Source organism: Acidimicrobiales bacterium (assembly GCA_025455885.1).
In the GTDB taxonomy this organism is placed as follows: Bacteria; Actinomycetota; Acidimicrobiia; order Acidimicrobiales; family Acidimicrobilacustridaceae; genus Rhabdothermincola_A.
Genome location: JALOLR010000009.1, coordinates 106,944 through 132,146, shown reverse-complemented (window position 1 = coordinate 132,146; position 25,203 = coordinate 106,944). Strand labels below are relative to the sequence as shown.

24 protein-coding genes are annotated in these 25,203 nt (G+C 72.6%); 19 read left to right on the top strand and 5 right to left on the bottom strand.

Annotated elements, in window-relative coordinates:
• The first annotated feature begins 240 nt into the window (after positions 1 to 240).
• The 4 genes from MUE36_09790 to MUE36_09775 all read left to right on the top strand — a co-directional run bounded on the left by MUE36_09790 (position 241) and on the right by MUE36_09775 (position 5,868).
• The gene (locus MUE36_09790; protein ID MCU0311223.1) at positions 241 to 1,812 is read left to right on the top strand and encodes a hypothetical protein; all 1,572 of its coding nucleotides are present in this window, start codon (positions 241 to 243) and stop codon (positions 1,810 to 1,812) included.
• Between the two features lie 81 nt (positions 1,813 to 1,893).
• The gene (locus MUE36_09785; protein ID MCU0311222.1) at positions 1,894 to 2,952 is read left to right on the top strand and encodes a DUF916 domain-containing protein; all 1,059 of its coding nucleotides are present in this window, start codon (positions 1,894 to 1,896) and stop codon (positions 2,950 to 2,952) included.
• Entirely contained in the window at positions 2,949 to 3,962 is a 1,014-nt protein-coding gene (locus tag MUE36_09780) for a hypothetical protein (GenBank protein MCU0311221.1), read from the top strand. The genes MUE36_09785 and MUE36_09780 overlap by 4 nt, the downstream gene beginning before the upstream one ends.
• A gap of 22 nt (positions 3,963 to 3,984) precedes the next feature.
• Positions 3,985 to 5,868 (top strand): hypothetical protein, encoded by a 1,884-nt coding sequence (locus tag MUE36_09775; protein ID MCU0311220.1) that lies wholly within the window; start codon positions 3,985 to 3,987, stop codon positions 5,866 to 5,868.
• Between the two features lie 27 nt (positions 5,869 to 5,895).
• Here the strand turns inward: MUE36_09775 and MUE36_09770 are convergent, their stop codons facing one another.
• Both MUE36_09770 and fusA read right to left on the bottom strand, forming a co-directional pair.
• Positions 5,896 to 6,405, bottom strand: coding sequence for a hypothetical protein (locus tag MUE36_09770; protein ID MCU0311219.1), 510 nt, complete (start codon positions 6,403 to 6,405; stop codon positions 5,896 to 5,898).
• An 11-nt stretch (positions 6,406 to 6,416) separates the two neighbouring features.
• Positions 6,417 to 8,489: an elongation factor G gene (gene fusA, locus MUE36_09765; protein MCU0311218.1), complete on the bottom strand. Its 2,073-nt coding sequence runs from the start codon at positions 8,487 to 8,489 to the stop codon at positions 6,417 to 6,419.
• Between the two features lie 156 nt (positions 8,490 to 8,645).
• Between fusA and MUE36_09760 the strand changes: the two genes are divergently transcribed.
• From MUE36_09760 to MUE36_09720, 9 genes are all read left to right on the top strand, one after another.
• Positions 8,646 to 9,329, top strand: a complete 684-nt coding sequence (locus MUE36_09760; GenBank protein ID MCU0311217.1) for a CDP-alcohol phosphatidyltransferase family protein — start codon at positions 8,646 to 8,648, stop codon at positions 9,327 to 9,329.
• 5 nt (positions 9,330 to 9,334) lie between these two features.
• A complete protein-coding gene (locus MUE36_09755; GenBank protein ID MCU0311216.1) occupies positions 9,335 to 10,327 on the top strand; it encodes a phosphatidylinositol mannoside acyltransferase in 993 nt (330 codons plus the stop codon).
• A complete protein-coding gene (locus MUE36_09750) occupies positions 10,327 to 11,397 on the top strand; it encodes a glycosyltransferase family 4 protein (protein ID MCU0311215.1) in 1,071 nt (356 codons plus the stop codon). The genes MUE36_09755 and MUE36_09750 overlap by 1 nt, the downstream gene beginning before the upstream one ends.
• A gap of 92 nt (positions 11,398 to 11,489) precedes the next feature.
• Positions 11,490 to 12,245 carry a hypothetical protein gene (locus MUE36_09745; protein ID MCU0311214.1) on the top strand — a complete coding sequence of 252 codons (756 nt, stop codon included), beginning with the start codon at positions 11,490 to 11,492 and terminating at the stop codon, positions 12,243 to 12,245.
• Positions 12,242 to 13,348 carry a DUF3048 domain-containing protein gene (locus tag MUE36_09740; GenBank protein ID MCU0311213.1) on the top strand — a complete coding sequence of 369 codons (1,107 nt, stop codon included), beginning with the start codon at positions 12,242 to 12,244 and terminating at the stop codon, positions 13,346 to 13,348. The genes MUE36_09745 and MUE36_09740 overlap by 4 nt, the downstream gene beginning before the upstream one ends.
• Positions 13,349 to 13,412: 64 nt before the next feature.
• Positions 13,413 to 14,321 (top strand): pyridoxal 5'-phosphate synthase lyase subunit PdxS, encoded by a 909-nt coding sequence (gene pdxS / locus MUE36_09735; GenBank protein ID MCU0311212.1) that lies wholly within the window; start codon positions 13,413 to 13,415, stop codon positions 14,319 to 14,321.
• Between the two features lie 80 nt (positions 14,322 to 14,401).
• Positions 14,402 to 14,986 (top strand): pyridoxal 5'-phosphate synthase glutaminase subunit PdxT, encoded by a 585-nt coding sequence (pdxT, locus tag MUE36_09730; protein ID MCU0311211.1) that lies wholly within the window; start codon positions 14,402 to 14,404, stop codon positions 14,984 to 14,986.
• Between the two features lie 49 nt (positions 14,987 to 15,035).
• Complete coding sequence (locus MUE36_09725) at positions 15,036 to 15,785, top strand: YebC/PmpR family DNA-binding transcriptional regulator (protein ID MCU0311210.1); 750 nt, start codon at positions 15,036 to 15,038, stop codon at positions 15,783 to 15,785.
• Positions 15,786 to 15,795: 10 nt separating this feature from the next.
• The gene (locus MUE36_09720; GenBank protein ID MCU0311209.1) at positions 15,796 to 16,275 is read left to right on the top strand and encodes a redoxin domain-containing protein; all 480 of its coding nucleotides are present in this window, start codon (positions 15,796 to 15,798) and stop codon (positions 16,273 to 16,275) included.
• 9 nt (positions 16,276 to 16,284) lie between these two features.
• Here MUE36_09720 and MUE36_09715 read toward each other — a convergent pair whose 3' ends face one another.
• Positions 16,285 to 17,163, bottom strand: coding sequence for an ABC transporter permease (locus MUE36_09715; protein MCU0311208.1), 879 nt, complete (start codon positions 17,161 to 17,163; stop codon positions 16,285 to 16,287).
• On the bottom strand, positions 17,160 to 18,287 hold the full coding sequence (locus tag MUE36_09710; protein MCU0311207.1) for an ABC transporter ATP-binding protein: 1,128 nt from the start codon (positions 18,285 to 18,287) through the stop codon (positions 17,160 to 17,162). The genes MUE36_09715 and MUE36_09710 overlap by 4 nt, the downstream gene beginning before the upstream one ends.
• Before the next feature lie 125 nt (positions 18,288 to 18,412).
• On the opposite strand from MUE36_09710, the gene MUE36_09705 reads away from it, so the two are divergent.
• The 3 genes from MUE36_09705 to ruvB are packed head-to-tail and all read left to right on the top strand — an operon-like array spanning position 18,413 to position 20,648.
• The gene (locus MUE36_09705) at positions 18,413 to 18,949 is read left to right on the top strand and encodes a crossover junction endodeoxyribonuclease RuvC (protein ID MCU0311206.1); all 537 of its coding nucleotides are present in this window, start codon (positions 18,413 to 18,415) and stop codon (positions 18,947 to 18,949) included.
• The gene (gene ruvA / locus MUE36_09700; protein ID MCU0311205.1) at positions 18,946 to 19,554 is read left to right on the top strand and encodes a Holliday junction branch migration protein RuvA; all 609 of its coding nucleotides are present in this window, start codon (positions 18,946 to 18,948) and stop codon (positions 19,552 to 19,554) included. The genes MUE36_09705 and ruvA overlap by 4 nt, the downstream gene beginning before the upstream one ends.
• On the top strand, positions 19,554 to 20,648 hold the full coding sequence (gene ruvB, locus MUE36_09695) for a Holliday junction branch migration DNA helicase RuvB (protein MCU0311204.1): 1,095 nt from the start codon (positions 19,554 to 19,556) through the stop codon (positions 20,646 to 20,648). The genes ruvA and ruvB overlap by 1 nt, the downstream gene beginning before the upstream one ends.
• 172 nt (positions 20,649 to 20,820) lie before the next feature.
• Here ruvB and MUE36_09690 read toward each other — a convergent pair whose 3' ends face one another.
• The gene (locus MUE36_09690) at positions 20,821 to 21,759 is read right to left on the bottom strand and encodes a hypothetical protein (protein ID MCU0311203.1); all 939 of its coding nucleotides are present in this window, start codon (positions 21,757 to 21,759) and stop codon (positions 20,821 to 20,823) included.
• 180 nt (positions 21,760 to 21,939) lie between these two features.
• On the opposite strand from MUE36_09690, the gene queA reads away from it, so the two are divergent.
• The 3 genes from queA (at position 21,940) to tgt (ending at position 25,198) form a co-directional block, all read left to right on the top strand.
• Entirely contained in the window at positions 21,940 to 22,992 is a 1,053-nt protein-coding gene (gene queA, locus MUE36_09685; GenBank protein ID MCU0311202.1) for a tRNA preQ1(34) S-adenosylmethionine ribosyltransferase-isomerase QueA, read from the top strand.
• 103 nt (positions 22,993 to 23,095) lie between these two features.
• Entirely contained in the window at positions 23,096 to 23,812 is a 717-nt protein-coding gene (locus tag MUE36_09680; GenBank protein MCU0311201.1) for a hypothetical protein, read from the top strand.
• A 162-nt stretch (positions 23,813 to 23,974) separates the two neighbouring features.
• The gene (tgt, locus tag MUE36_09675; GenBank protein ID MCU0311200.1) at positions 23,975 to 25,198 is read left to right on the top strand and encodes a tRNA guanosine(34) transglycosylase Tgt; all 1,224 of its coding nucleotides are present in this window, start codon (positions 23,975 to 23,977) and stop codon (positions 25,196 to 25,198) included.
• Positions 25,199 to 25,203: the final 5 nt, after the last annotated feature.

Below are 25,203 nucleotides of genomic sequence, written 5' to 3'. Positions count from 1 at the left end.
CTTGCGTGTGCGCGCGAAGCGTGACAAGGTTCGCCTCGCCATGTGACGGTTGACACGCTCGACCGGAGAGGTATCGGCATCGGGGGCTCGATCCTTGAGCGGAAACCTCTCCGGACCTCCGGGGGGAGGAGAGCGGGCCGCTCCGATCGTGGTGAAGGGGGGAGTCAGGACCGCCGCGCTCTCGGGCCGAGGTCCGGGTCTCCGTGCAGTGACCACATCCATCGACACCATGGAGACACGATGCAGATCAGATTCAGAGGGCGACGGGCCGTTGCCCTCGCCGCCACCGCCGGGCTGGTGACCGCCAGCCTCGGCTTCCTCGGAGGGACCGCCGGCGCCGCCGGACCGTCCACGCCGACCCCACCTGCGGCGGGCTCGACCTCGACCGCCCAGAACGACTGCACCGCAGCGAACCCCGATCCTGCCGCGCCCCCGGGCTCGACGGTCGTGAACCCGCTGATCGTGACGATCGCCGGCCAGTCACCGGACTCCGATCTCTACCCGGTCGGCGCCAGCGCGGCGTGGGGCGGTCAGCTCAGCCTCTTCATTCCGCCCGAGTACAGTCAGAACGTCATCGCCAACTTCCCGATTCCGGGCTTGACCCTGAACAACGTCGGGGTTCGCGTCAGGTCGGTCGACATCGACGCCTCGAACACCGTGCAGGGCGGGTTCACCTATACCGTCCCCGCGCCGGCCATCCAGAAGTCCGCTCCCGACCTGGTGAACGGCAACACGTTCCTGTTGCCTGACCTCATCCAGGGGACGGTTACCTCGGACGGTGGCGACGGTGGAAGCATCGCCTTCACCCCCGGTGCGGTGGTAGTGGACACCATCCTCGACATCAATCTACAGCCGAACACCTCGCTCACCTGCCTGAGCGCGGTCACCAACAACGGTGACGGCACCGTCGATCCCGGTGAGGGCCCGACCTTCGGGATCGTCGCCCAGCCCTCGGCCGTGATCGGTCTCAACGCCACCAGCCCGACGGTCGCCCCCGTCTCGGCCACGGTCAGCTCGGCCGCGGCGACCTCGACGGTCGCGGTGCCGGGTACTCCGGCGGTGCCGCAGATCAGTCTGGCCGCCGGTGGGGTGAGCAGCGGGACCCCTGCGGCGATCACCGGCTACGCCGTCGCCCCCGTCACAGCAGTCGGTTCGGCGACGATCAGCCCGAGCGGCGTGCTCACCTACACCCCGCCGAACAACACCTTCGAGGACGTCGAGACGTTCGAGGTCACCGTGACCGACGCCCTCGGTCAGACGGGTACCGGGACCGTGACCCTCGACGTGAGGGCTGGCGACGCCGCCGACCAGATCGTCCTCCTCGAGGTCGAGGCCGGCCTTGGGCTCTACATCGAGGAGTGCGGCCCCGGCGACCCGGCCAGCGACTGCACGATCGAGATGAGCGGTATCACCCTCAACGGTCGGCCCCAGCCGTCCACCGGCGTGATGAACACGCTGACCCTGGTCGATTCCCGGGGTCTCCCCCTGCCGTGGACGCTCACCGCCCAGCTCGCCGATGACCTGGTGAACTCGACGCCCCCGAACGGGACGGACGCCTTGACTGGGAACAACCGGATCGAGTCCGATCAGATGACGCTGCAGGGCCAGAGCTGCAACGTCCTCTTCGGTGGTGACTTCAGCGACACCACCCCGGGTACCCCAGGCACCCTCGACGGTGTCGTGACGGTCTGCCAGGCCGCCGTCGGCGCCTCCGGCGGTACCTTCACCGCCGACGCCGGGCTCTCGCTCAACGTGAACCCGGACATCTACGTCGGCACCTACACCGGCACCATCAACTTCCTGCTCGCCTGACCGAGCCGGAATCGCAGCACGGATCGGGGGCGGCGTCTCGGCGCCGCCCCCGCTTCCCGTCCCCCTACCCCGAACGAGGCCATGACCGCTCACCGCCGTGCCCGCCCCCCCCGCATCGCCGTCGCCCTCGCCGCGCTCCTGGCCGCCACGGCACTCCTCGCCGGCCCGGCCGGCGCCGCCGACAACGGGCAGTTCTCCGTCTTCCCCACCGCCGGCGAGGGTGCCAACCAGCGCTCCTTCTTCGTCTACAACCTCGATCCCGGTGGCAGCCTCAAGGACTCGGTCACGGTCACCAACTCGACCGACGCCCCCATCACCTTCTTCCTCTACGCCTCCGACGTCCAGGAGAACCCGGATGGCGCCTTCGCCCTCGGCAACCCCGACGACCCCACCTCCGACGTCGGCGCCTGGGTCGAGCTGCCCACCGACAAGATCACCGTGCCGCCCCAGACGGCGGCCAACATCCCGTTCTCGCTGAACGTCCCCACCGACGCCACCCCCGGCGACCACGCCGGCGGCATCGTCGCCCTCAACGAGGCGGTCCGGGCCGGCGACGAGGGCGGCGACCCCGACAGCAACGTCAACGTCGCCGGCCGCGACGGCGTCGGGGCCCGCATCTACCTGCGGGTCAAGGGACCCGTCGAAGCGGGCCTGGCCGTCTCCTCGGTCAGCTTGTCCACGAGCTCGAGCACCGGCTTCCGCTTCGGGGCCCCCGCCGCCGGTTCGGTCAGCTACCGGATCGTCAACACCGGCAACGTGCGCGTGAGCCCCACCGCCACCGCCAGGGTCGAGGGCCTGTTCGGGCTCGGCGCGCAGACCCTCGAGCCCCGGGCGCTCCCCGAGCTCCTTCCCGGTGCCTCGGTGGAGATCACCGAACCCGTCGACAGCCTCCCGCCCCTCGGGTTGCTGACCGCCAGCGTCGACGTCACCGGCACGACGCAGGGGGACGGCGACGTTGCCGCCAGCGGGGACGACATCGCCCTGGCCATGCCCTGGTTCCTCCTCCTCGTCGTCGCCCTCGTCGTCGCCGCCGTGATCATCCGACGACGCCGCTCCCGCCGCCCCCCGGCGTCACCCGCCCCCACCGGCAGCGGCACCGGCCCGGGGTCGCCGGCCGACACGCTGGTCGGCACGCCGTGACCCGGGCCGCGTCGGTCTCGGCCCGCCTCGCCGCCGCGGCTGCGGTCGCGCTGGTGCTGTCCGTCGTGGGCACGTCGCTCGCCGCCGCCCAGGCCCCGTCACCCACCCTCTCCCCGGTTCCCGGGCTCCTGTCGCCCGGCCAGACCGTCACGGTCACCGGGGCGGGCTGGGCGCCCGGTGAGTTCGTGTCGCTGCAGGTGTGCGGCAACGACGGTGTCAACGGGTCGGCCGACTGCGACGTGGCCAACGCCGAGTCGTTCTACACGGAGCGGGCCGAGTTCAGGGCGACCGTCGTCGTCACCATCCCGCCGCGGCCGTGCCCATGCGTGATCCTCGCCGTCGGGGCCCTCACCGAGGCCAGCACCCCGATCGCCATCGCCGGCACCACCTCGGCCCCCGTGAGCTCCGACTCCCCGCTCGTCAACCCCGACATCGGCGCCACCCTCCGCGTCGACCGCGCCGTCGTCGAGGACGACGGCGGGTGGCCGTCCTGGTTCGGCGCCCCCGCGGCGCGGACCCTCGTCCTCACCGTCACCAACACCGGCACCACCGCGGTGAACCAACCGTTCATGAGCATCGCCTACGGCAAGGGCGATGACCCGAGGACGGTCATCGACGCCCCCGCCGTGCCGCCGATCGCCGCCGGTCAGACCGCGGTGGTGCGGGTGCCCTTCGAGCTCGACGCGCTGTCCTACGGCACCTACCGGGTGGCCGGCGACCTCGGCGTCGTCGGGAACCGCGTGGAGTTCCAGACCACCGCCGCCACCTGGCCGTGGGGCCTGGTGCTCGTCGCACTCGCGTTGGCGCAGGCCGTGCTGCTGGCCGTCCGCAACATCGCCCGACGGCGCCTCGCCCGCCAACGCCGCGACGCCGAGGCCGCCGAGCTCTCCGTCGCCGCAGCCCAGACGCCGCCGGCCGAGGGGACCGAGCCCCCGGCCGACCACACCGGAATGACGAGATCCAACCGCATCCCCGACCCAGTCGGTGCTGCGGGTCCGCACGACAGCTGAACCAACCGGGGGGACGACACACATGGGGACCATCCGCCGACGCAACGTCCGCAAGCGGGCCTGGCTGGCCCTGGGGGCCGCAGGGCTCCTGGCCGCCGAGGCCCTGACGTTCCTCGTCGCCGCGCCCGGCGCCGTCGCCGCCGAGGTGACGGTCGCCCACTCCTGTACGGCCAGCAACATCCAGCAGATCTCCAGCGGACCCCTCGGGGCGGCGATCGCCGGCGGCATCGCCCCCACGTTCGGCTCGACCCCGTACGGCCTGTCCGTCCCGGTCGACGCCACCGCCACCGCCACCGCCGCGCCGGGTGGAACCGTTTCGTACCAGGTGGTCGTCGAGGTCGACCTCCAGGCCAAGGTCATCGACTCGCTGTTCAACGACGTCATCCCCGGGCTCGTCGCCCAGGGGCAGGGGGCACTGGCGCCGTCGACCTACCTCGAGGAGACCATCTCGAACCTCGTCATCCCGTTCCCCGTCCCGGCGGGCACCACGATCAGCGGCACCCCGACCGCCAGCGGCGGAGGGGCCACGGCGTCGGTGGCCGGGGACGACGTGCGGGTCACCATCCCGTCCATCTCCGCCGGCGCCTACCAGGCCGGCACCGGGACTCCGCCCAGCACGATCGTGTCGGGCGGGGTCGTGACCACCACCCTGAACTTCACGACGGTGGTGGACGGCGGGGTCGCCGGCGGCACCGTCGTCCCGTTGAACCCCGGTCCGGCGAGCTTCAACCTCTCCTACAGCGTCGGACTCGTGGCCCTCGCGTCGAGCGGCGGGGTGACCGCCACCCAGACGTGCACGACCAACGGGTCCGTCGTCCTGGCCACCACCGAGGTCGTCGCCGGCAGCGGCTCCTCGTCGAGCAGCTCCAGCTCGTCCTCCTCCAGCTCGAGCTCGTCCAGCACCAGTTCGACGAGCACCAGCACGTCGTCCACCTCGACCTCGTCCACCTCCACCTCCTCCACCTCGACGTCCACGACCTCGACCACCGCCCCCGAGGCCGAGGCGTCCACGATCTTCGCCACCTGCACGGCCAGCGACGTCGCGGAGGTGCCCGGCGGGAACCCGCTGGTGACGCCGACCGTCGTGGAGGGCGTGAAGACCGCCGAGTACCGCTGGGAGTCGCCGTGGACCTCTTCGGTGGCGCCCACCGCCACCGGCGCCACCTACGAGGCGGAGCTCAGCTTCGACTTCCAGGCCGCCAACCTCGCCACCCTGGTGAACGAGGTGGCCCCCGGTGCGAGTGCCCAGGTCCCCGGGCTGGGTGACACCGCGTTCCTCGAACAGGACCTCACCGACTTCACGATCGACTTCCCGCTCCCCGAGGGCGTCACGGTCAGCGGGACGCCCACCGCCACCGGCACCGGGATCGGCGCAGGGGCGACCGTGACCGCCGCCGCCGGGAAGGTGTCCCTCGTCCTGCCCCCGATCGCCGTGGGTAGCTACAACCCGGGGGCGACGGTGAGCCCGCAGCGCCCCCCCGTCGCACCGTTCGTCGTCACGCTCACCGTCGAGCTCGACGGTGACCAGCCCGTCGAGGCGCTGGTGCCCACGGCCGGCACGTTCGACCTGAAGTACGTCACCGGCGTCACCCTCGGCGAGTCGCTGTCCGGTGGCGCGACCGCCGTGCAGACCTGCGTGCTCAGCGCCACCGCCCCGCCGCCCGTGGCACCCGGGCCCACCACCGTCCCGCCCGCCCCGGCTGATCCGGCTGACCCGGCGGCGGCGCCCACGTCGGCGCCCGCGCCGGCCGGAGCCGTCACGCCCACCGGCGCACTGCCCTACACCGGCGTCGACGTCGGAACGCTCCGACTGGTCATCCTGGCGCTGCTGCTCATTGACATGGGCTATCTGATCCTCACCGCCACGACCGAACGGACCCCGATGGAGTTCCTCCGGCGCCGGTGACCGGGCCCGCCGGTCCGACCTGAACCGTCAGTGACGACGTTGTGCGTCGAGGGCGCGTTCGGCGGCCACGAGGTTGTCGCGTCCCACCCGCACCGCGGCCCGGACGACGTCGAGCGCGCCGGCCGTCCCACTGCCGGCGATCGTGCCGCGGCGCGTCCAGTCGTTGGCCGAGAAGCGGGCGGCCTCGTCGGCGAGCTCGCTGGCGTGGTCGTCGACCTGGTCGAGGGCGTCGGCCAGGCTCTCGTGCACCGACGCGTCCCAGGTGCGGTGGGCGGGATCGACGACCGCGGCGTGCAGCAGCGGGGTGGCGGCCAGCCGGATCTGGTGCAGGGCCTCGCGCTGCAGGGCCCAGGTCCGGACGGCGTCGACGACCAGCTCGACCGCGCTCTGGCCGTCGGGGCCCAGGCGCTGGGCGAGCTCGTCGACGCTCTCGTCGTCGTCGAGCGGGCGCAACGCGCTGCGGTAGCGGCGGGGGAAGGATCGCAGTGCCACGACGGCGTCGGCCGGGGGCAGCGACGACAGGTCGTAGGAGCTCATGAGCGGTCCACCTACCCGTGGCGCTCGTCGGGCCGCCCGGCGATCACCGCGGCGGCGAGGTGGTCGGGGAGGACGTCGTAGCGCGACGGCGTCACGTGGAACCGGCCGCGGCCACCGGTGCGCGACCGGAGGTCCGTGCCGTAGTGCGTCAGCTCCGAGGCGGGGACCTCCGCCAGGATCGTCGTGTCCCCGGCGTCCCCCGGCTCCGTGCCCAGCACCCGCGCCCGCCGGCTGTTCAGGTCGCCCATCACGTCGCCCTGCATCTCGGTGGGCACCGTGACCTCGACGCGGGAGACCGGCTCGAGGACGACCGGACCGGCGTCGGTGAGCGCCGCCCGCAGGGCCAGGCGTCCCGCCATCTTGAAGCTCATCTCCGACGAGTCGACCGGATGGTGCTTGCCGTCCACGCACCGCACCCGGACGTCCACCACCGGGAACCCGTGGACGCCGCCCTCGGCCATGGCCTCGACGACGCCCTTCTCCACGGCGTGCACGAACCCCTTCGGGATGGCCCCGCCGACGATCTCGTCGACGAACTCGAACCCCTCACCCCGGTCGAGGGGCTCGACGACCAGCTCCGCCACCCCGAACTGGCCGTGGCCGCCGCTCTGCTTCTTGTGCCGGCCCTCGGCGCGGCCGGTGGAGGTGATCGTCTCGCGGAACGCGGTGCGCACGTCCTCGGTGACCACCTCCACGCCGAACGCCCGCGCCAGCCGCTCGATCGTCACCGCCAGGTGCATCTCGCCGAGCCCCGACAGCACCGTCTGGCCGATCTCGTCGTCACGGTCGAGGCGCAACGCCGGATCGTCCACGAGGATCCGGTGCAGCGCGGTGGCCAGCTTGTCCTCGTCGGCGGGTGAGGCGGCCGCCACGGCGACCGACGCCACCGGCTCCGACGGCGACGGCGCGGGCACGACGACCGGGGTGCCCTTCGGGGCGAGGGTGTCACCGGCCGCGGCGTCGTTCAGCTTGGCGACCGCGGCGATGTCGCCGGCGGGCACCGCCGCCACCTCGTCGCGGTCCCGGCCCCGGAACGTGAAGATCCCGTGCAGCCGCTCGTCGGCCCCCGTGCGCCCGTTCACCAGGTGGTCGTCCTGGGCCACCGTGCCCGACAGCACCTTGAACAGCGCCACCCGCCCGACGAACGGGTCCGACATGGTGCGGAACACCTGGGCCAACGGCTGGCCGGTGGCATCGGGGACCACCTCGACGAGGGTGTCGCCCGCTTCGACCTCGATCGGGGGCCGGTCGAGCGGTGACGGACCGATCTCGCAGATGAAGTCGGCCAGCCGGTCGACACCGATCACCTCCGTCGCCGAGCCGCACACCACCGGGAACACGGTGGCGTCGTCCACGCCGACGGCCAGCAGCCGCTCGAGCTCCTCGAACGCGGGCGTCTCCCCGGTCAGATACCGCTCGAGCACCTCGTCGTCGGCGACCACGATCCCCTCGACCAGGTTGTCGTGCACCTCGTGCTCGACGTCCGCCATCTCGTCGGGGACCGGCCCGGCGGTGTGGGTGCCCCCGTCGTAGAGGTACGCCGTGTCGGTGAGCAGATCGGCGACCCCGTGGAACGCCCCCTCGGTCCCGATCGGCAGCTCGAGAGGGGCCACGCCCGCGCCGAAGACCTCGCGCAGCTCGGTGAGCGTGGCGTCGAACGACGATCGGTCGCGGTCCAACTTGTTGACGAACACCATGCGGGGCAGTCCGAGGGACTCGGCCACCTGCCAGAGCCGGCGGGTCTGGGCCTCCACGCCGTCGACGGCGCTCACCACGAACACGGCCAGGTCGACGACCCCGAGTGCCGTCACGGCGGCGTCCTCGAAGTCCGGGTAGCCGGGGGTGTCGATCAGGTTGACCTTGTGGCCCTTCCACTCGAAAGGGGCCAGCGCCAGGGAGACCGAGAGGCGGTGCCGGTGCTCCTCGGGCTCGGTGTCGCACACCGTCGTGCCGTCCTCCACCCGGCCGGCCCGACCGAGCACCCCGGCCTCGACGAGGAGCGCCTCGGCGAGGGTGGTCTTGCCGGACCCGCCGTGCCCGACGAGGGCCACGTTGCGGATCCGATCCGTCGCCACGACCTCCACCTGGACTCCTTCCGGGCGGCCCCGCGGGGTGACCACCGATGTCGCACGGGCTCCTCGCTGGAGCGTACGTCGACCACCGAGGACCTGCTGGTAGCCTGCCGGGCACATTCGGCGCCCGTCGCGAACGGGGGCCACGACTCACCGACGGGAGCAGCCATGCTCGACGGGCACTGGCGTTCGAACATCGAGAAGGGGCTCCGCCCCGTCGGCCGCAACATCCGCCGCACCGGGATCTCCGCCGACCACCTCACCGCGCTCGGGGTCGTCATGGCGGCCGGCGCGGCCGTGGCCATCGGCGCGGGCAACCTGCACCTCGGCCTGTTGCTGCTGGTCCTCACCGGCATCCCCGACGCCCTCGACGGCGCCGTCGCCAAGGCGTCTGGCACCGCCGGGCCACGTGGTGCGTTCTTCGACAGCACCGCCGACCGCGTGTCCGACTCGCTGGTCCTCGGCGGCGTGGCCTGGTACCTGGCCACCACCGACGGCGGGCTGGCTCCGCTGCTGCCCATGGCCGTGCTCGCCGCGTCGCTCGTCATCAGCTACGAGCGGGCCAAGGCCGAGTCGCTCGGCTTCGACGCCAGGGGCGGCATCATGGAGCGCGCCGAGCGTCTCGTGCTGCTCGGCCTCGGCCTCCTGTTCCAGACGCTGCTCGTCCCCGTGCTCTGGGTGATGCTCGTGCTCACCCTGGTCACCGCCGGCCAGCGCTTCGTGAAGGTCTGGCGCCAGGCGTCACGCGAACGCCCGCCGGTCGTCACCGCCCGCCGGGCGTCGCGGCGGCGGGCGGCGCGTTCCACGTCGCCGCAGTGGCGCAGCGGTCTGCGTTCCCGATCCCGACGCTGAGGCCGATGGGCCTCGATCCCGTCACCGCTGCCTACAAGGGCAGCGCCGCCTACGTGCGTCACGTCCCGCTGCCGGTGGCCTCCCTCACCGCCCGGGTGCTGTCGCGGGCCGCGGCCACGATCTCCCGGGAACGCCGGATGCTCGTCGCCCGCCACCTGCGCCGGGCCATCGGGCCCGAGCTCGACGGCCGTGACCTCGACCGGGCCGTCGACGCCACGTTCGACAGCTACGCGCGGTACTGGGTCGAGTCCTTCCGGTTGCCGGGCACGTCGTTCGAGGAGCTCGACGCGGCGATCACCGTCGACGGGTTCGAGCACATCACCGGCGCGCTCGACCAGGGGCGCGGCGTGATCCTGGCGCTGCCCCATCTGGGGGGCTGGGAGTGGTGCGGGGTGTGGCTGCGCCACGTGGCCCCGACCCCGGTGACGGTCGTCGTCGAGCCGGTCGAGCCCCCGTCGCTCTTCGAGTTCTTCGCCGACCTCCGCGAGAACCTCGGCATCCGGATCGTCCCCCTCGGACCCGAGGCCGCGCCCACGGTGCTGCGGGCGTTGAAGGACAACCACATCGTGTGCCTCCTCTGCGACCGCGACCTGGTCGGCGACGGGGTCGAGGTCGACTTCTTCGGCGAGACGACGACCATCCCCCCCGGACCGGCCACCCTGGCGCTGCGCACCGGCGCGCCCCTCCTGCCCACTGCCGTCTTCCACGAGGGTCGGGGCCATCGCGCCATCGTCCATCCGCCGCTCGACACCGACCGCCACGGCGGGTTCCGCGCCGACGTGGTCCGCGTCACCCAGGAACTCGCCGGCCAGCTCGAGGGGTTCATCCGCATCGCCCCGCTCCAGTGGCACCTCCAGCAACCCAACTGGCCGAGCGACTACGACGCCCTCGAGGCGATGGGCAAGCCGTACCGGCGTCCGTCGACCGGACCGTCCTCCCCGACGGCGGCCGCCGCCCGCGCCGCCACCGGCCCCCCGTCCGCACCCGGGGGACGGTGATGCGCATCGGGATGATCTGCCCGTACAGCCTCACCGTGCCGGGGGGCGTGCAGGGCCAGGTGCTCGGCCTGGCCAGGACGCTGCGGTCGATGGACCACGACGTGCGGGTCCTCGGTCCCTGCGACGGCCCGCCGCCCGACGCCGGGGTCACCCCGCTCGGCGACAGCATCCCGACCGCCGCGAACGGCTCGATGGCCCCGGTCGCCCCCGACGTCTCGGCACAGCTCCGCACCATCCGCGCGTTGCGCGACGAGCGCTTCGACATCGTGCACCTCCACGAGCCGCTCGCCCCCGGGCCCACCCACACCGCCCTGCTCTTCAAGTCCCAGCCGCTCCTCGGCACGTTCCACGCCGCCGGCGAGAGCGCGTCGTACCGCTGGCTCGGACCGCTCGTGCGCTGGGGGGCCGACAAGCTCGACCTGCGCTGTGCGGTGTCCGCCGAGGCCCGCGCCATGGCCGTGAAGGGCCTCGGCGGGCAGTACGAGCTGACCTTCAACGGCGTCGAGCTCGGTCCGTACGCGAAGGGGACCCCGTGGCCGACCGAGGGCCCCACCATCCTCTTCCTCGGCCGCCACGAGCCCCGCAAGGGCCTGGCCGTCCTGCTCGAGGCCATGGCCGAGCTCCCCACCGACGTGCGGCTCTGGGTGGCCGGCGACGGGCCCGAGACCGAGGTGCTGCGGCGCCGATCCGCCGGCGACGTCCGGGTCGAGTGGCTCGGCCGGGTGTCCGACGAGGAGAAGGCGGCCCGACTGCTGGGCGCCGACGTCTTCTGCGCCCCGTCGTTGCACGGCGAGTCCTTCGGCGTCGTGCTGCTCGAGGCGATGGCCGCCCACACCCCGGTCGTGGCCAGCGACCTCCCCGGCTACGCCAACGTGGCCCGGAGCGACCGGGACGGTCTCCTGGTGCCGCCGGGTGACGCCGCGGCGCTCGCTGCCGCGTTGCGTCGCGTCCTCACCGACCGGGACGTCGCCCGTCGGCTGGTGGCTTCGGGGGAGGAGCGTGCCGCCGAGTTCTCCATGGACCACCTCGCCGAGGTCTACCTCGAGCTCTACGCGAGGGTGCTCGGGTAGGACCCACCCCACCGGTACCATCGCCGCATCGAACGATCCGCCGAGGCCCCGTGAGCGACACCCCCCGACCTGTGTCACCGTCGAGGAACTGGGTGCTCGCCCTCTCCGTGGTCCCGGCCGTCGCCCTCGGCGTGGTCCTCACCGCGATCCTGGTCGTCGCCTTCGGTCCGGTCGGGCTGCTGGTCGGGCTCGCCGTCACGCTCGTCGTCGGGGGCTGGGTGCTCTCGTGGGCCGCGGTCGATCCCACCCCGGTGCTCCTCGACGCGCTCGGGGCGCGTCCCGCCGACCCGGTCGGCGAGGCGCGGCTGGTCAACGTCATGGAGGGCCTCGTGGCCACCGGGGGCGTCAACCCCCCGACCCTCCACGTCCTCGACGTCCCCTCCGCCAACGCCCTGGTCATCGGGATCGACGACCAGAACGTGCACATCGTGGCCACCTCGGGCCTCCTCGATCTCCTCGGGCGCGTCGAGCTCGAGGCCGTCCTGGCCCGGGCCGTCACGTTGATCCGCCAGGGCGGGCTGCCCGCCACCACCACGGCGGTGCGGGTGCTCCACGGGGCCCGCGGCGGCGCCACCCTGCTGGCCCGACCGGTCGTCGGTGTGCTGCGAGCGCGCCTGGGGCAGGGCGTCGGGCCCGACGACGATGTGCTGGCCGACCGTGGCGCGGTCGCCCTGACCCGGTACCCGCCCGGGCTCATCGCCGCCCTGTCGCGGCTGGCGGCGTCCGACACCGTGGTCGACCGGCCCCTGGCCGGCACCGCCCGGCTCTGGTTCGTCGACCCCCGTCCCCGCCCGGGCGACGACCGGGCGGCCATCTCCGACCGCATCGACGCGCTGGAGATGCTGTGACGACACCCCGGCGGGGTCGCCCCGCCGCGGTCACCGCCGGCCTGCTCGCCATCGTGCTGGTCGCCGCGGCGTGCTCGTCCGACGAAGCGGCTCCGGTCGCCACCACCACGACCGTCGCACCCACGACCACCACCACGGCGCCGGTGGTCCGCTCACCGTTGACGGGCCTGCCGGCGGCCGACCCCGCCGGCGAGCAGCACCCGGCCGTGTCGGTGAAGATGGACAACAGCCCCGAGGCCCGTCCCCAGGCCGGCATCAACCAGGCCGACGTCGTGTACGAGATGCGGGTCGAGGGCATCACCCGCTTCGCTCTCGTGCTGCACTCCCAGCTCCGCGACGACGTCGGGCCCGTTCGTTCGGCGCGGTCGAGCGACATCGACCTGGTCGCCGGGCTGTCCACCCCGCTGTTCGTCTGGTCGGGCGGGAACCCGGGCGTGACCGCCGAGGTCCTCGGCGCCGCCCGGGAAGGGGTCCTGACGAACGCGTCCTTCGACGTCGCCGAGCAGTTCTACTACCGCTCCCGTGAGCGTCCGGCCCCGCACAACCTCTACGTGAACCTCCTCCCGCTCGTGGCCGAGCGGGCGCCCGCCGGGCAGGGCCCACCCGCCCCCGTGTTCGCGTACCGAGTCGAGGGTGCGGCGGTCACCAACCCGTCGCTGCCCGTCGCGGGCGTGAGCATCGACTACGGCCTGGGTCGGGTCGAGTACGTCTGGGACGCAGACCGTGGGGGATGGGCGCGCTACCAGGTCGACGCCCGGCACCCCCGTCCCGACGCCGAGACCCGCGACGCCGACGGGGTGCAGGTGGCTCCCGCCAACGTGGTGGTCATGTTCGTCGACTACGGGGTGAGTGCCGCCGACAGCCGTTCGCCCCGAGCCGAGACGGTCGGTGAAGGCGAGGCGCTGGTGCTCACCGACGGCCAGCTCGTCCGCGGTCGCTGGGTCCGTCCCGTGCGCGAGCAGCCCGCCCAGCTGCTCGACGAGACCGGCGCCCCGATCCTGCTGACGCCCGGCCGGACCTGGGTGGCGCTCCCCCAGACCGGGGCCGGGGTCGTGCCGCTCGACCAGCTCACCGCCGACGAGCTCCTCGCCGAGGCCCGCTGAACGTTCCGGTCGGAGTGCCGATCCGCTTCGTGCCTTCGCGGGGGTGGGCCGTACACTCCGACCCATGGCAGATCACTTCTCCGAGGGACTCGACGAACGGGCCACCGGCACCCAGCTCGTGAAGCGGGGGCTCGCCGAGATGCTGAAGGGCGGCGTCATCATGGACGTCGTCGACCCCGAGCAGGCCCGGATCGCCGAGGACGCCGGCGCCGTCGCCGTCATGGCCCTCGAGCGCGTGCCGTCCGACATCCGTCGCGACGGCGGCGTGGCCCGCATGAGCGACCCCGAGATGATCGAGGGCATCAAGGCCGTCACCACCATCCCGGTGATGGCCAAGGCCCGCATCGGCCACTTCGTCGAGGCCCAGATCCTCCAGGCGCTCGCCGTCGACTACATCGACGAGTCCGAGGTGCTCACCCCGGCCGACGAGCGTCACCACATCGACAAGTGGGCCTTCACCGCCCCGTTCGTCTGCGGGGCCACCAACCTCGGCGAGGCCCTTCGTCGCATCTCCGAGGGCGCCTGCCTGATCCGCTCGAAGGGGGAGGCCGGCACCGGCAACATCGTCGAGGCCGTCCGGCACCTGCGCACCATCCTCGGCGACGTCCGACGGATCACCCAGGCCGACTCCGCCGAGCTGTTCGACTGGGCCAAGGAGCTGCGGGCGCCGCTCGGCCTCGTGCAGGAGATCGCCGAGACCGGGGCGCTGCCGGTGCCGCTGTTCTGTGCCGGGGGGATCGCCACCCCCGCCGATGCCGCGCTGGTCATGCAGCTCGGCGCCGAGAGCGTCTTCGTGGGGTCGGGCATCTTCAAGAGCGACGACCCGTCGACCCGGGCCAAGGCCATCGTGGAGGCCACCACCAACTTCCGTGACCCCGAGATCCTCGCCAAGGTCAGCCGGGGGCTGGGTGGGGCGATGCCCGGACTCGAGATCGGCGGGCTCGAGACCACCTTTGCCGACCGCGGCTGGTGAGTCCCGCTCGTCCCGGCCCCGGCCGGGCGAGGGGCTAGGGTCACCGCTCGTGCCCTCCACCGCTCCGTCGGAGCCCCCAGGTGTCGGCTCAGGTGGGCGTCCTCGCGCTCCAGGGCGCGTTCGTGTTGCACCTCCGGGCCTTCGAGCGGCTCGGGGTGCGGGCCTGCGAGGTCCGCACCGCTGACGAGCTCGCCGGCGTCGACGCCCTCGTCGTGCCGGGCGGCGAGTCGACCACCATGTCGAAGCTGCTCGACGCCAACGAGCTCTTCGACCCGATCGCGGTGCGCCTCGGCGAGGGGATGCCCGCCCTCGGCACGTGCGCCGGGATGATCCTCATGGCCGAGTCGATCATCGACGGTCGTGACGACCAACGGTCGTTCCGGGCCATCGACATCGACGTGCGCCGCAACGCCTTCGGCCGCCAGGTCGACTCCTTCGAGACCGACCTCACCGTGGTGGGCCTCGAGGAGGCCCCGGTGCACGCCGTCTTCATCCGGGCTCCCGTGGTCGAGCGGGTCGGACCCGATGTCGAGGTCCTCGCCGCCGTGGCCGGTGGCCCCGTCGCCTGCCGGCAGGGATCCGTCGTGGTCACCGCCTTCCATCCCGAGCTCTCCCCGGACCTGCGTCTGCACGAGCTCTTCGTCAAGGAGGTGATGGCGGCATGAGCCGGCCCGCCGTCACCCGTCCCGCCACCCGCCGGCCGAGGAGGGCGTGATGTCCGGTCACTCCAAATGGGCGACGATCAAGCACAAGAAGGGGGCCGCCGACAAGGCCCGCGGCAAGCTCTTCGCCAAGCTCATCCGTCAGGTGGAGGTCGCCGCCCGCGAGGGCGGCGGCGACCCGGACATGAACCCGACGCTGCGCACCATGTACCAGAAGGCGCGGGACGCCTCGGTGCCCCTCGACACCATCGAGCGGGCCATCAAGCGCGGCACCGGCGAGCTCGAGGGCGTCACGTACGAGCAGATCACCTACGAGGGCTACGCCCCGAACGGGGTGGCCGTGCTCATCGAGGTGCTGACCGACAACCGCAACCGCACCGGGGGGGACATCCGGTCGCTGCTCAAGAAGACCGGCGGCTCCATCGCCGAGCCCGGCGCGGTGTCGTGGCAGTTCGAGCGCAAGGGCGTGGTGATCGTCCCGAGCTCGGTCACCGAGGACGACATCATGCTGGCGGCCCTCGACGCCGGTGCCGAGGACATCGTCGACGAGGGCGACACCTGGCGGGTCACCTGCGCCCCCACCGACCTGCCCGCCGTGCGCCAGGCCCTCGAGGATGTCGGCATCGGGTTCGACAGCGCGGAGGTGACGATGGTGTCGAGCACCGCCGTCCTCCTCGACTCCGCCGAAGCCGCGAAGTCCGTCCTGCGGGTGATCGACGCCCTCGAGGACAACGACGACGTGCAGGACGTGTTCTCGAACTTCGACATCCCCGACGAGATCCTGCAGACCATCGACGCCTAGGGAGCGGTTCGTGACCATCGAGCGCGGCCGGCCCGCGCCAGCCTTCCGGCTCTGGGGCATCGCCGGCACCGACGACGCCCGACCGGGCCGGCGCGAGATCGCTCTGTCCGACTTCGCCGGTTCGACCGTCGTGCTCGTCTTCTACCCGGCCGACAACTCCCCGGTCTGCACCGTCCAGCTCAGCACCTACTCCGCCGACATCGGTCGCTTCGCCGACGTCGGCGCCCAGGTGCTGGCCATCAGCCCGCAGGGGCTCGACGAGCACGAGGCGTTCGCCGCCGAGCACGGGCCGTTCGCCTTCCCCCTGTTGTCCGACGTCGACAAGGAGGTCGGGCGGGCCTACGACATCCTCGGGCCGGTCGGCTTCTACCGGCGATCGGTGATCGTCGTCGACGGCGACGGGATCGTCCGGTGGGCGCACCGCGCCACCGCCGGGCTCACGTTCCGGCCGGTCGAGGAGATCGTCGACGTCCTCGCCGGCCTCGACTGAGCCCGGGGATCACTGCTCGTTGGCGACACCCAGGAGCCGGGCGCGGGTGAGCGACCGGAACCCCGTGGCCAGCGAGACGGCGGCGACCACCCACGCCACCGTGCCGATCACGAAGGCCAGCATCGGGGTGCCCGACCCGACCAGTGCGCCCGTCGACTGGCCGTAGGCGATCAGGATCAGGGGGAAGGTGACCAGACCCGCCGCCTGCTGGGCGGCGGCGGTCGACTTCACCCGGGCCGAGAGCCGCAGCACCAACGACAGGGCGATGGCGAGGAACGGGGGCAGGACCCAGAGGATCAGCAGCCACCACGCCGGGGTCGGGAAGAACCAGCCCCCGACCTTGCGCCCCACCAGGCCGTTGACGAGCAACGAGTAGATCCCGAAGCCGACGATCGTCGTGATGTACCCGGGGATGATGCTGGCCAGGAGCTTGCCCAGGTAGATCTCCCGCACGTCGGCGGGGGAGTGGGCCAGGAACTCGCCGGTGCCGCGCTCGCGCTCGCCCACGATCGTGGCGGCCCCGACCGCGGTGGAGATCGTCAGGGGCACGACGACGGCGATGGGGGCGAAGAGATAGACGGCCAGCACGTAGCCGACCTGCGTCGACGCGTCGACGTCCTGGGGCACCGCGGCCTGCGCCGAGGAGGGGAGCAGCTCGAGGGCCTGGGAGACCTGCTGGATGGCGCTCACGTTGCCGATGCTGGTGATGATGCTCAACAGGAACGCCGGCACGATGAGGAAGAAGAAGCCGCCGAGGAGCAGCATCGGCACCCAGAAGTCCTTGGACTCGATGAGCTGCTTCAGATCGGTGCGCATCACGGTGAACATGCGGGCGCGGTCGAGCGGTCGGCGGGTCCGGCGGCGGGCGTCGAGCGCCGGCGCGGTCATCGCCGGTCCTCCTCGGCGACGTCGATGCGGTTGCGGGGCGGTGCAGGCCGGTCCGGCAGGACGATCGGGGCGAGGCCGTCGTCGCCCCGCCCGGCGGCGGCCAGACGCTCGCGGTGGTCCCGCCGGACCGCGAAGTAGAGGTCTTCGAGCGTGGGGTCGTGGGGCTCGACGCGGGTGAGGCGGACGCCGTCGGCGACGAGGCGACCGATGAGGTCGGGGAGACGGGCGAGGTCGTCGAGTTGGACCTCGGCGACGCCCGGCCGCTCGGCCGCGGCGGGGGAGTAGGACACGACGCCGTCCCAGTCGGCGACGCAGGCGAGCGTCGCCGGGTCCTCGGCCGAGAGGTGCACCAGGTTGGGTGGCCAGTAGAGGCGGGTGAGCTCGTCCTGGGTGCCCGAGAGCAGGTCGGTGCCGGCGTCGAGGACGACGATCCGGTCGGCCAGCCCCTCCGCCTCGATGAGCAGGTGGGTGCACATGACGACGGTGCGGCCGCCGGCGGTCATCTCGCGGATCAGTTCGAGCACGGCGTGGGACGACTCGGGGTCGAGCCCGCTGGTCGGCTCGTCGAACAGCAACAGCTCGGGGTCGTGGAGCACCGAGCGGGCCAGCGCGAGGCGGGTCTTCATCCCCGTGGAGTAGCCGCCGACCTGCTGGTCGAGGGCCTCGACGATCCCGAAGCGGTCGGCGGCCTCGGTGATCGGCCCGTCGGCCCGTCGCCCGAGCCCGTAGAGCTCGGCCGCGTACTGGAGGTTGGCCCGCCCCGACAACCGGTCGTAGAGCGCCGGTTTGGCCGACACCACCCCGCAGCGCCGGCGGACGTCCTCGCCGTCGTGGTCCGGGTCCAGGCCGAACACCCGCACGGTCCCCTCGTCGGGGCTGAGCGCCCCGGTCACCATGCGGATGGCCGTCGTCTTGCCGGCACCGTTGGGACCCAGGAGCACGGTGATGCGGCCCTCCGGGACCAACAGGTCGAGGTCGTGGAGAGCGGCCACCGTCCCGAAGCGGCGGCTGACGCCGCGCAGCTCGACCGTGAGGGCCGGGTCGGGGGCGGTCGGCGGGGGAGGGGAGAGGGACTCGTCGGCGACGGACGGATCCGCGGTCACGGAGGGCACAGGTCGAGTCATCGGCACGATGATGCCGTCGGCTGAGCCCGGTTCCGCCGCGGTGGTGTCGTCCCGGCCCGTCCCGGTGCCGTCGGACGGGGCCGTCATCCCCGACGGACGAGGTCCACGCCGCTATCGTCGTACGGGTGTTCGTGCTCGGTGTCGACCCCGGCCTGTCCCGATGCGGGTACTGCGTGCTCGAGGCCCGTCCGGCCGCGCCCGGACGCCGGGCGGGGGCCCGAGCGCTCGCCCTGGGGGTGATCACCACCGCCCCGTCCGAACCGGTCCACCTCCGCCTGGCCGAGCTCCAGCAGGAGCTGCGGGCGCTCATCGCCGAGCACCGTCCGTCGGTCATGGCGGTCGAGCGGGTGCTGTTCCAGGTGAACGTGCGCACCGCCATGTCGGTCGGTCAGGCCAGCGGGGTCGCCATGGCCGAGGCGGTCGCCGCCGGGGCCGACGTGGTCCAGTACTCCCCGAACGAGGTCAAGTCCGCCGTCGCCGGCTGGGGCGGCGCCGGCAAGCAGGAGGTGCAACAGATGGTGCAGGCGCTGCTCGGCCTGGCCGTGCTGCCCGAACCCCCCGACGCCGCCGACGCCGCCGCGCTGGCCCTGTGCCACCTGGCGATGGAACCCCTCCGGCGGGCCGCCGCGGCCGCTGACTCCCGGGCCCGGGTGGCCCGGTGATCGGCTCGCTGCGGGGCACGCTGCTCGACCGGTTGCCGGCCGGCGAGGTGCTCGTCGAGGTGGCCGGCGTGGGCTACCGGGTCACGGTGGCCCCGGCGACGGCCGTCGCGCTCGGGGAGCCCGGCCGGGAGGTGTTCCTCCACGTCCACCACCACCGCCGTGAGGACGCCGAGACCCTCTACGGGTTCCTCGCCGCCGAGGACCGCTTGGCCTTCGAGGCGCTGCTCGGCGCCCACGGCGTCGGGCCGACCCTGGCCCTGGCCATCCTCTCCGTCCACCCGCCGGTCGCCCTTCGCCGGGTGCTGGTCAGCGACGACCTCGACGCGCTCTGCCTGGTGCCCGGCGTGGGCAAGAAGACCGCGGCCCGGTTGCTCGTGGAGCTGAAGTCGAGGCTCGACGTGCCGGGGCTCGAAGCGGCCGCCGCCGCCGGGTCGGCGGGGTCGGCAGAGGGGATCGCCGGCTCGCCCCAGGCCGACGTCCGTGACGCCCTCACCAACCTCGGCTACGGACCCGACGAGGTCACCACCGTCCTGCGCGACCTGCCCGACGACGACGACCCCTCGGCGTTGCTGCGGGTCGCCCTGCAACGCCTGGCGGTGGCCTGATGCGCGACGAGCTGCTCCGCCCGGAACCCGGCCCCGACGACCTGGCCCACGAACCCGACCTCGACGCGGTCGGCGGCGCCGGCGACCTCATCGGCGAGGAGGGAGGGCTGCGGCCCCGCACGCTCGCCGAGTTCGTCGGCCAGCGTGAGCTCAAGGAGCACCTCCACATCATCCTGGAGGCGGCCCGGCGGCGTGGCCAGGCGGTCGACCACCTGCTCTTCGCCGGCCCGCCGGGCCTGGGCAAGACCACGCTGGCGGGCATCGTGGCCGCCGAGCAGGGCGTCGCGCTCCACGTCACGTCCGGGCCGGCGCTCGATCGCGCCGGCGACCTCGCCGCCATCCTCACCCGCCTGGGCGAGGGCGACGTGCTCTTCATCGACGAGATCCACCGCCTCAGCCGGACCGTCGAGGAGGTGCTGTACCCGGGCATGGAGGACTTCCAGCTCGACATCGTGCTCGGCAAGGGCCCGGCGGCGCGGTCCATCCGTCTCGACCTGCCCCGCTTCACCCTGGTCGGGGCCACCACCCGCACCGGGCTCATCACGGGGCCGCTGCGCGACCGGTTCGGTCTCGTCGCCCGGCTCGACTACTACGACGCCGACGAGCTCGAGTCGATCGTGACGCGGGCCGCCGGCATCCTCGGGTTGGCCGTCGACGACGCCGGGGCGGTCGAGATCGCCCGCCGCTCGCGGGGGACGCCCCGCATCGCCAACCGCCTCCTGCGCCGGGTGCGGGACTTCGCCGAGGTGCGGGGCACCGGCACGGTCGATCGTGAGGTGGCCCGGGCGGGCCTCTCGCTGTTCGGGGTCGACGAGCTCGGCCTCGACAAGGTCGACCGGGCGGTGCTGGGCAACCTGTGCGGCAAGTTCGGCGGTGGGCCGGTCGGGCTCGGCACGCTGGCCATCAGCGTCGGTGAGGCCGAGGAGACCGTCGAGGACGTCTACGAGCCGTTCCTCATCCAGCAGGGGCTGCTGATGCGCACTCCCCGCGGGCGGGTGGCCACCCCGGCGGCGTGGGCCCACGTCGGCATGGTCCCTCCCGCCGGCGCCCCCCTGGCCGCCGCCGACGACGGCCCCTCCCTGTTCGACGACTGACCCTCCCGACGGTTGCCCGCAGCTCTCCGGCCCCACCGGTGTCTGGGCACCCCAATACACGAACTGTGAGTGAAAGCGTCCGGGTATGCGGACGCTTTCACTCACAGTTCCAAGGGGAGGGGAGGTGATCAGCGATGGGGGCGGAGTGGCATGTGCTCGGCGTCGGTTGCGTTCAGGCTGCGGTCGACGCCGCAACGCGGCGTCGACCTTTCCGGCGGGCTTCCCGCACTGTCGCTGCGACCTGTGAGGGTCGGTACCAGACGTCATCTTCGGCGATCCGGAGGACGAGGAAGCCCATTGCTTCGGCACGACGCCGGCGCTCGACGTCGACGAGGCGATCGGTGAGAGCCGAGTGCCACCGTTGGCCGTCGATCTCCACCAGCACGAACGCCACCCGGTCGACCGCGTCGACTCTTCCCCACCAGCCCTCCTTGTCGACCATGTCGACCTGCCGTTCCATCGGTTCCTGACCGTCCTCGGCGAGGATTCGGTGGAATCGGCGTTCGAGCGCGCTGTCGCCAGCGAGGTAGTCCGGGCCCCGGTTCTCGACGAGTTGCCGCAATTCGGCCACATTGCGTTGGCCCCGGCCGCTCATCTCCTCGATGACACGACGCATCGACTGGTAGGTGACGAGGCGGCTGGACCACGCATGGTCGAGCAGTCGCTCGACCCGCCAGGTCGGGGACAGGGTTCCCGAGAGATCGAAGACGGTGCGCGACGGGGTGGTGACCATCAGCCCGTCCACGAGCACTGCGTGATGGGCGAGACGACGTCGGGATCGGTGGATTCGGGCGTTCACCTGCTCCGAACGGGCGTGGTGGTAGTCGACGAGCACGTGAGTCGGGAGCAGGCTGCATCCAGGGATGCCCCAATGCGCCGCCGCCGAGTCGTGGGAGAGCCATGCCCCCCGACCGCTGCCCAGCAGAGCGGTCGCCGTCTCCTGCCAGGGGCCGGGAGGGGCACCGGGCAGGATCAGCACTCGGCCTGGTCCGTACCGCCACCGGCCGAGACCGACGAGGCGGTGTACCTGTTGCCGGGAGAGCCCGGCGCCACGGGCTTGGTCGAACGTGACCACGCCGTGCTGGTGCCGTGCCACATCGAAGAGTGCCACCTCGCCTTGCGCCGTCGACTCGCGCATTTGCGGAGTGAACCACTCGCCTGCGACATCGACCCCGGTCAGCGACGCGAATGACACCGAACTGTGAGTGAAATCGTCCGCATGTCCGGACGCTTTCACTCACAGTTGCCGAAGTCGCGGGCGACCGTGGCGGTGGTCGTAGCCTCCGGGCCCGTGGACATTCGTGGGTTCGACTACGAGCTGCCGGTCGAGGCGATCGCGCAGGAGCCGCTGGCGCGGCGCGACGACGCTCGGCTCCTGGTCGACCGTGGCCCCGGCTCCGAACCCGAGCATCGACACGTTCGGGACCTCGCCGACCTGCTCGACCCCGGTGACGTCCTCGTCGTCAACACCACCCGGGTGCTGCCGGCGCGGCTCTCCCTGGTGAAGTCCACCGGCGGCGCGGCCGAGGTGCTCCTGCTCGATCGCATCGATCACGACACTTGGGAGGCCTTGGTCCGCCCCGGCCGGCGGTTGCCGCCGGGAACGGTGCTCACCCCACCGCCCGCTCCCGGCCAGACCGTCGGCGCCCAGGCCGATCTCGTCGTCACCGTGGGGGACGACCTGGGGGAGGGTCGGCGACTCGTCACCCTCGCTGCCGACGGTGAGGTGCTGCGCGCTCTCGATCGCCACGGTCGGATGCCGCTCCCTCCCTACATCACCACGCCGCTCGCGGAGCCGGAGCGGTACCAGACGGTGTACGCCGAGCGCCCGGCCTCCGCTGCGGCGCCGACGGCCGGTCTGCACCTCACGCCTGAGCTGCTCGATCGCCTGGCGTCCGCCGGCGTCACCCGCGCCGACGTCGAGCTGGTCGTGGGGCTCGGCACGTTCCGGCCGATCGCCGTTGACGACGTCGCCGACCACGTGATGCACTCCGAGTCCTACCGGGTTCCCGTGGCCACGCTCGAGGCGTGCGCGGCGGCCCGACGGGCCGGCGGCCGGGTTGTGGCCGTGGGCACGACTGCGGTGCGGGCACTCGAGAGCGCAGCAGCGACCGGCGAGCTCGAGGGACGCACCGACCTCTACATCCGGCGGCCGTACCCCTGGGCGGTGGTCGATCGACTCCTCACCAACTTCCACCTGCCTCGGTCGTCGCTGCTGGTGATGATCGACGCCTTCGTCGGCCCCCGATGGCGGGATCTCTACGTCGAGGCACTCGCCTACGACTATCGCTTCCTCTCTTTCGGTGATGCCATGTTGCTCTCGCGCTCCGAGGGGTCGGGTTGACGAAGCGCCCCTGACGGGATGTGGCCCCGCAAGAGTTCGACCATTGCGGCGAGAACGACGTTCGGCCCTGGTGGGATCGAACCGGATGGCCGACGCTCGGGGCATGAGTGGAGGAGCGAAGGAACCACTGAGCGAGGAAGCCCAGCGGCTCGAAGAGCAGATCCGGGGCACGGTGACGGAGCTCACCGATCTCGGCGGTGAGGCGAAGCCACCGGTCCAGCCACCCCGGTGGGGTTGCGCCCTGAGTCCTGCGGTCCTGGCTGTGGCGGTCGCGCTGCTCGTCGCCTTCTTCGTGATCATCGGTGTGATCTTCCAGCTCCAACGCAGCGACGACGCACCCTCTGAGAGTGCCGGAACGGTCGACGAGGCATCGGAGAACGTCGACGCGCCGGTCCCGTCGGGAGACGCAGTCGACCAGGCTCGTGCTGAGTGCCTGGTGGGAGACGCTCTGTCAGTGACGACCGGTCCCGTCGAGTCGGCGACCTTCCGGGACGAGACGTTCTCGACGGCCGACGTCACGGTGACCAACACGTCCTCCGATCCGGTCTACGTCCGCAGCCAGGGATCGGGCTCCGACGCGGGCGGTCCCACCGGGTGGTCCCAGGGGGCCGAGCTCGTGGGCCCCGGCGGGTCGATCTCCGGGTCCTTCACCGCCCGTGTGGTGGGAGGGACGACGACCTGGGACTTCTCGTTCATCCGGGTCGCCCCCTTCAAGGCGACCGACGGCTGCCTCGTCGTGATGACGTCCGACGACGACGGCGCAGCGGTGGCGGGGAGCGTCATCGAGATCCCCAACCCCCTGGGTCTCGGACCGGCCTGACGCTGTTTCCGGCCGTCGCCGGGCTCGATCGAGGTGGGGGCGGAGAGCGTTCGTCCTCGTCGACCCCGCCTAGATTGCGGGCTTCATGACGACCAGCGCCGCCGCTCCGTCCAGTCCGGCTCGGGTGTCTCGTCGGCCCGGTTCGAGGAGGTGGCGGTCGGCGTGAGCTCACCGCGGATCTCTGTGCCGTTCGTGCCCGACCCGGGCGGGCGGGTGGTGCGCATCGACGTCGAGGCGACCGACGGTGCGGCCCGCACCGGGGTCGTGCACACCGCCCGGGGGCACTTCCGCACCCCCTGCTTCATGCCTGTCGGCACCCGGGCGGTGGTGCGGGCGCTGACCGCCGAGGACCTCGAGGACCTGGGCGTCGAGGTCGTCCTCGCCAACACCTACCACCTCATGCTGCGCCCCGGCGCCGATGTCGTGGCCGACCTGGGGGGACTGCACCGCTTCTCGGGCTGGGACGGTCACGTGCTCACCGACTCCGGCGGGTTCCAGGTCTTCTCGCTCGAGCCGAAGGTGACCGACGACGGCGCCACGTTCAGCTCCACCTACGACGGCAGCCGGCACCACCTCACCCCGGAGAGCTGCGTGGCGCTCCAACACCAGCTGGGGGCCGACATCCAGATGGTGCTCGACGTGTGCCCTCCGCTGCCGTCGCCGCCGTCGGTGGTGCGCGCCGCCGTCGACCGCAGTGCCCGGTGGGCGCAGCGGGCCGAGGCGGCCCACCGACCCGCACGTCTCGGGGGCTCCACGCAGGCCCAGTTCGGCATCGTCCAGGGGGGTGTCGACCCGGGGCTGCGCGTCGAGAGCGCCGAGCGGACCATGGCGGTCGGCTTCGACGGGTACGGCATCGGGGGCCTGTCGGTCGGCGAGACCCGCGAGGAGATGCTTCCCGCCCTGGCGGCTGCCACCGCGGTCCTACCCGACGACCAGCCGCGCTACCTGATGGGGGTCGGCGACCCGCTCTCGCTCGTGGAGGCGGTGGCGCTCGGGGTCGACATGTTCGACTGCGTCCTGCCCACCCGCCTGGCCCGTCACGGCACGATCCTCACCTCCACCGGTCGGCTCAACCTGCGCAACGCCCGTTGGGCCCGCGATCCCGATCCGCTCGAGCCGGGGTGCGCCTGCCCGACCTGCCGACGGTGGTCGAAGGGGTACCTGCGCCACCTGCTCATGGTGAACGAACCGACGGTGTCCCGCTTGGCGACGGTGCACAACGTGCACTGGCTCCTGGCGCTGATGGCCCGGGTCCGGGCGGCGGTCGCCGAGGGCACCCTCGCCACCCTGCGTCGCGACGTCGAGGCGATCTGGGGTGACCCGCCGATGGGGCTACGCTCAGCCGGTTCGGTGAGCCCACCGGACCCTTCCTCCCCGGTGAACTGACGACC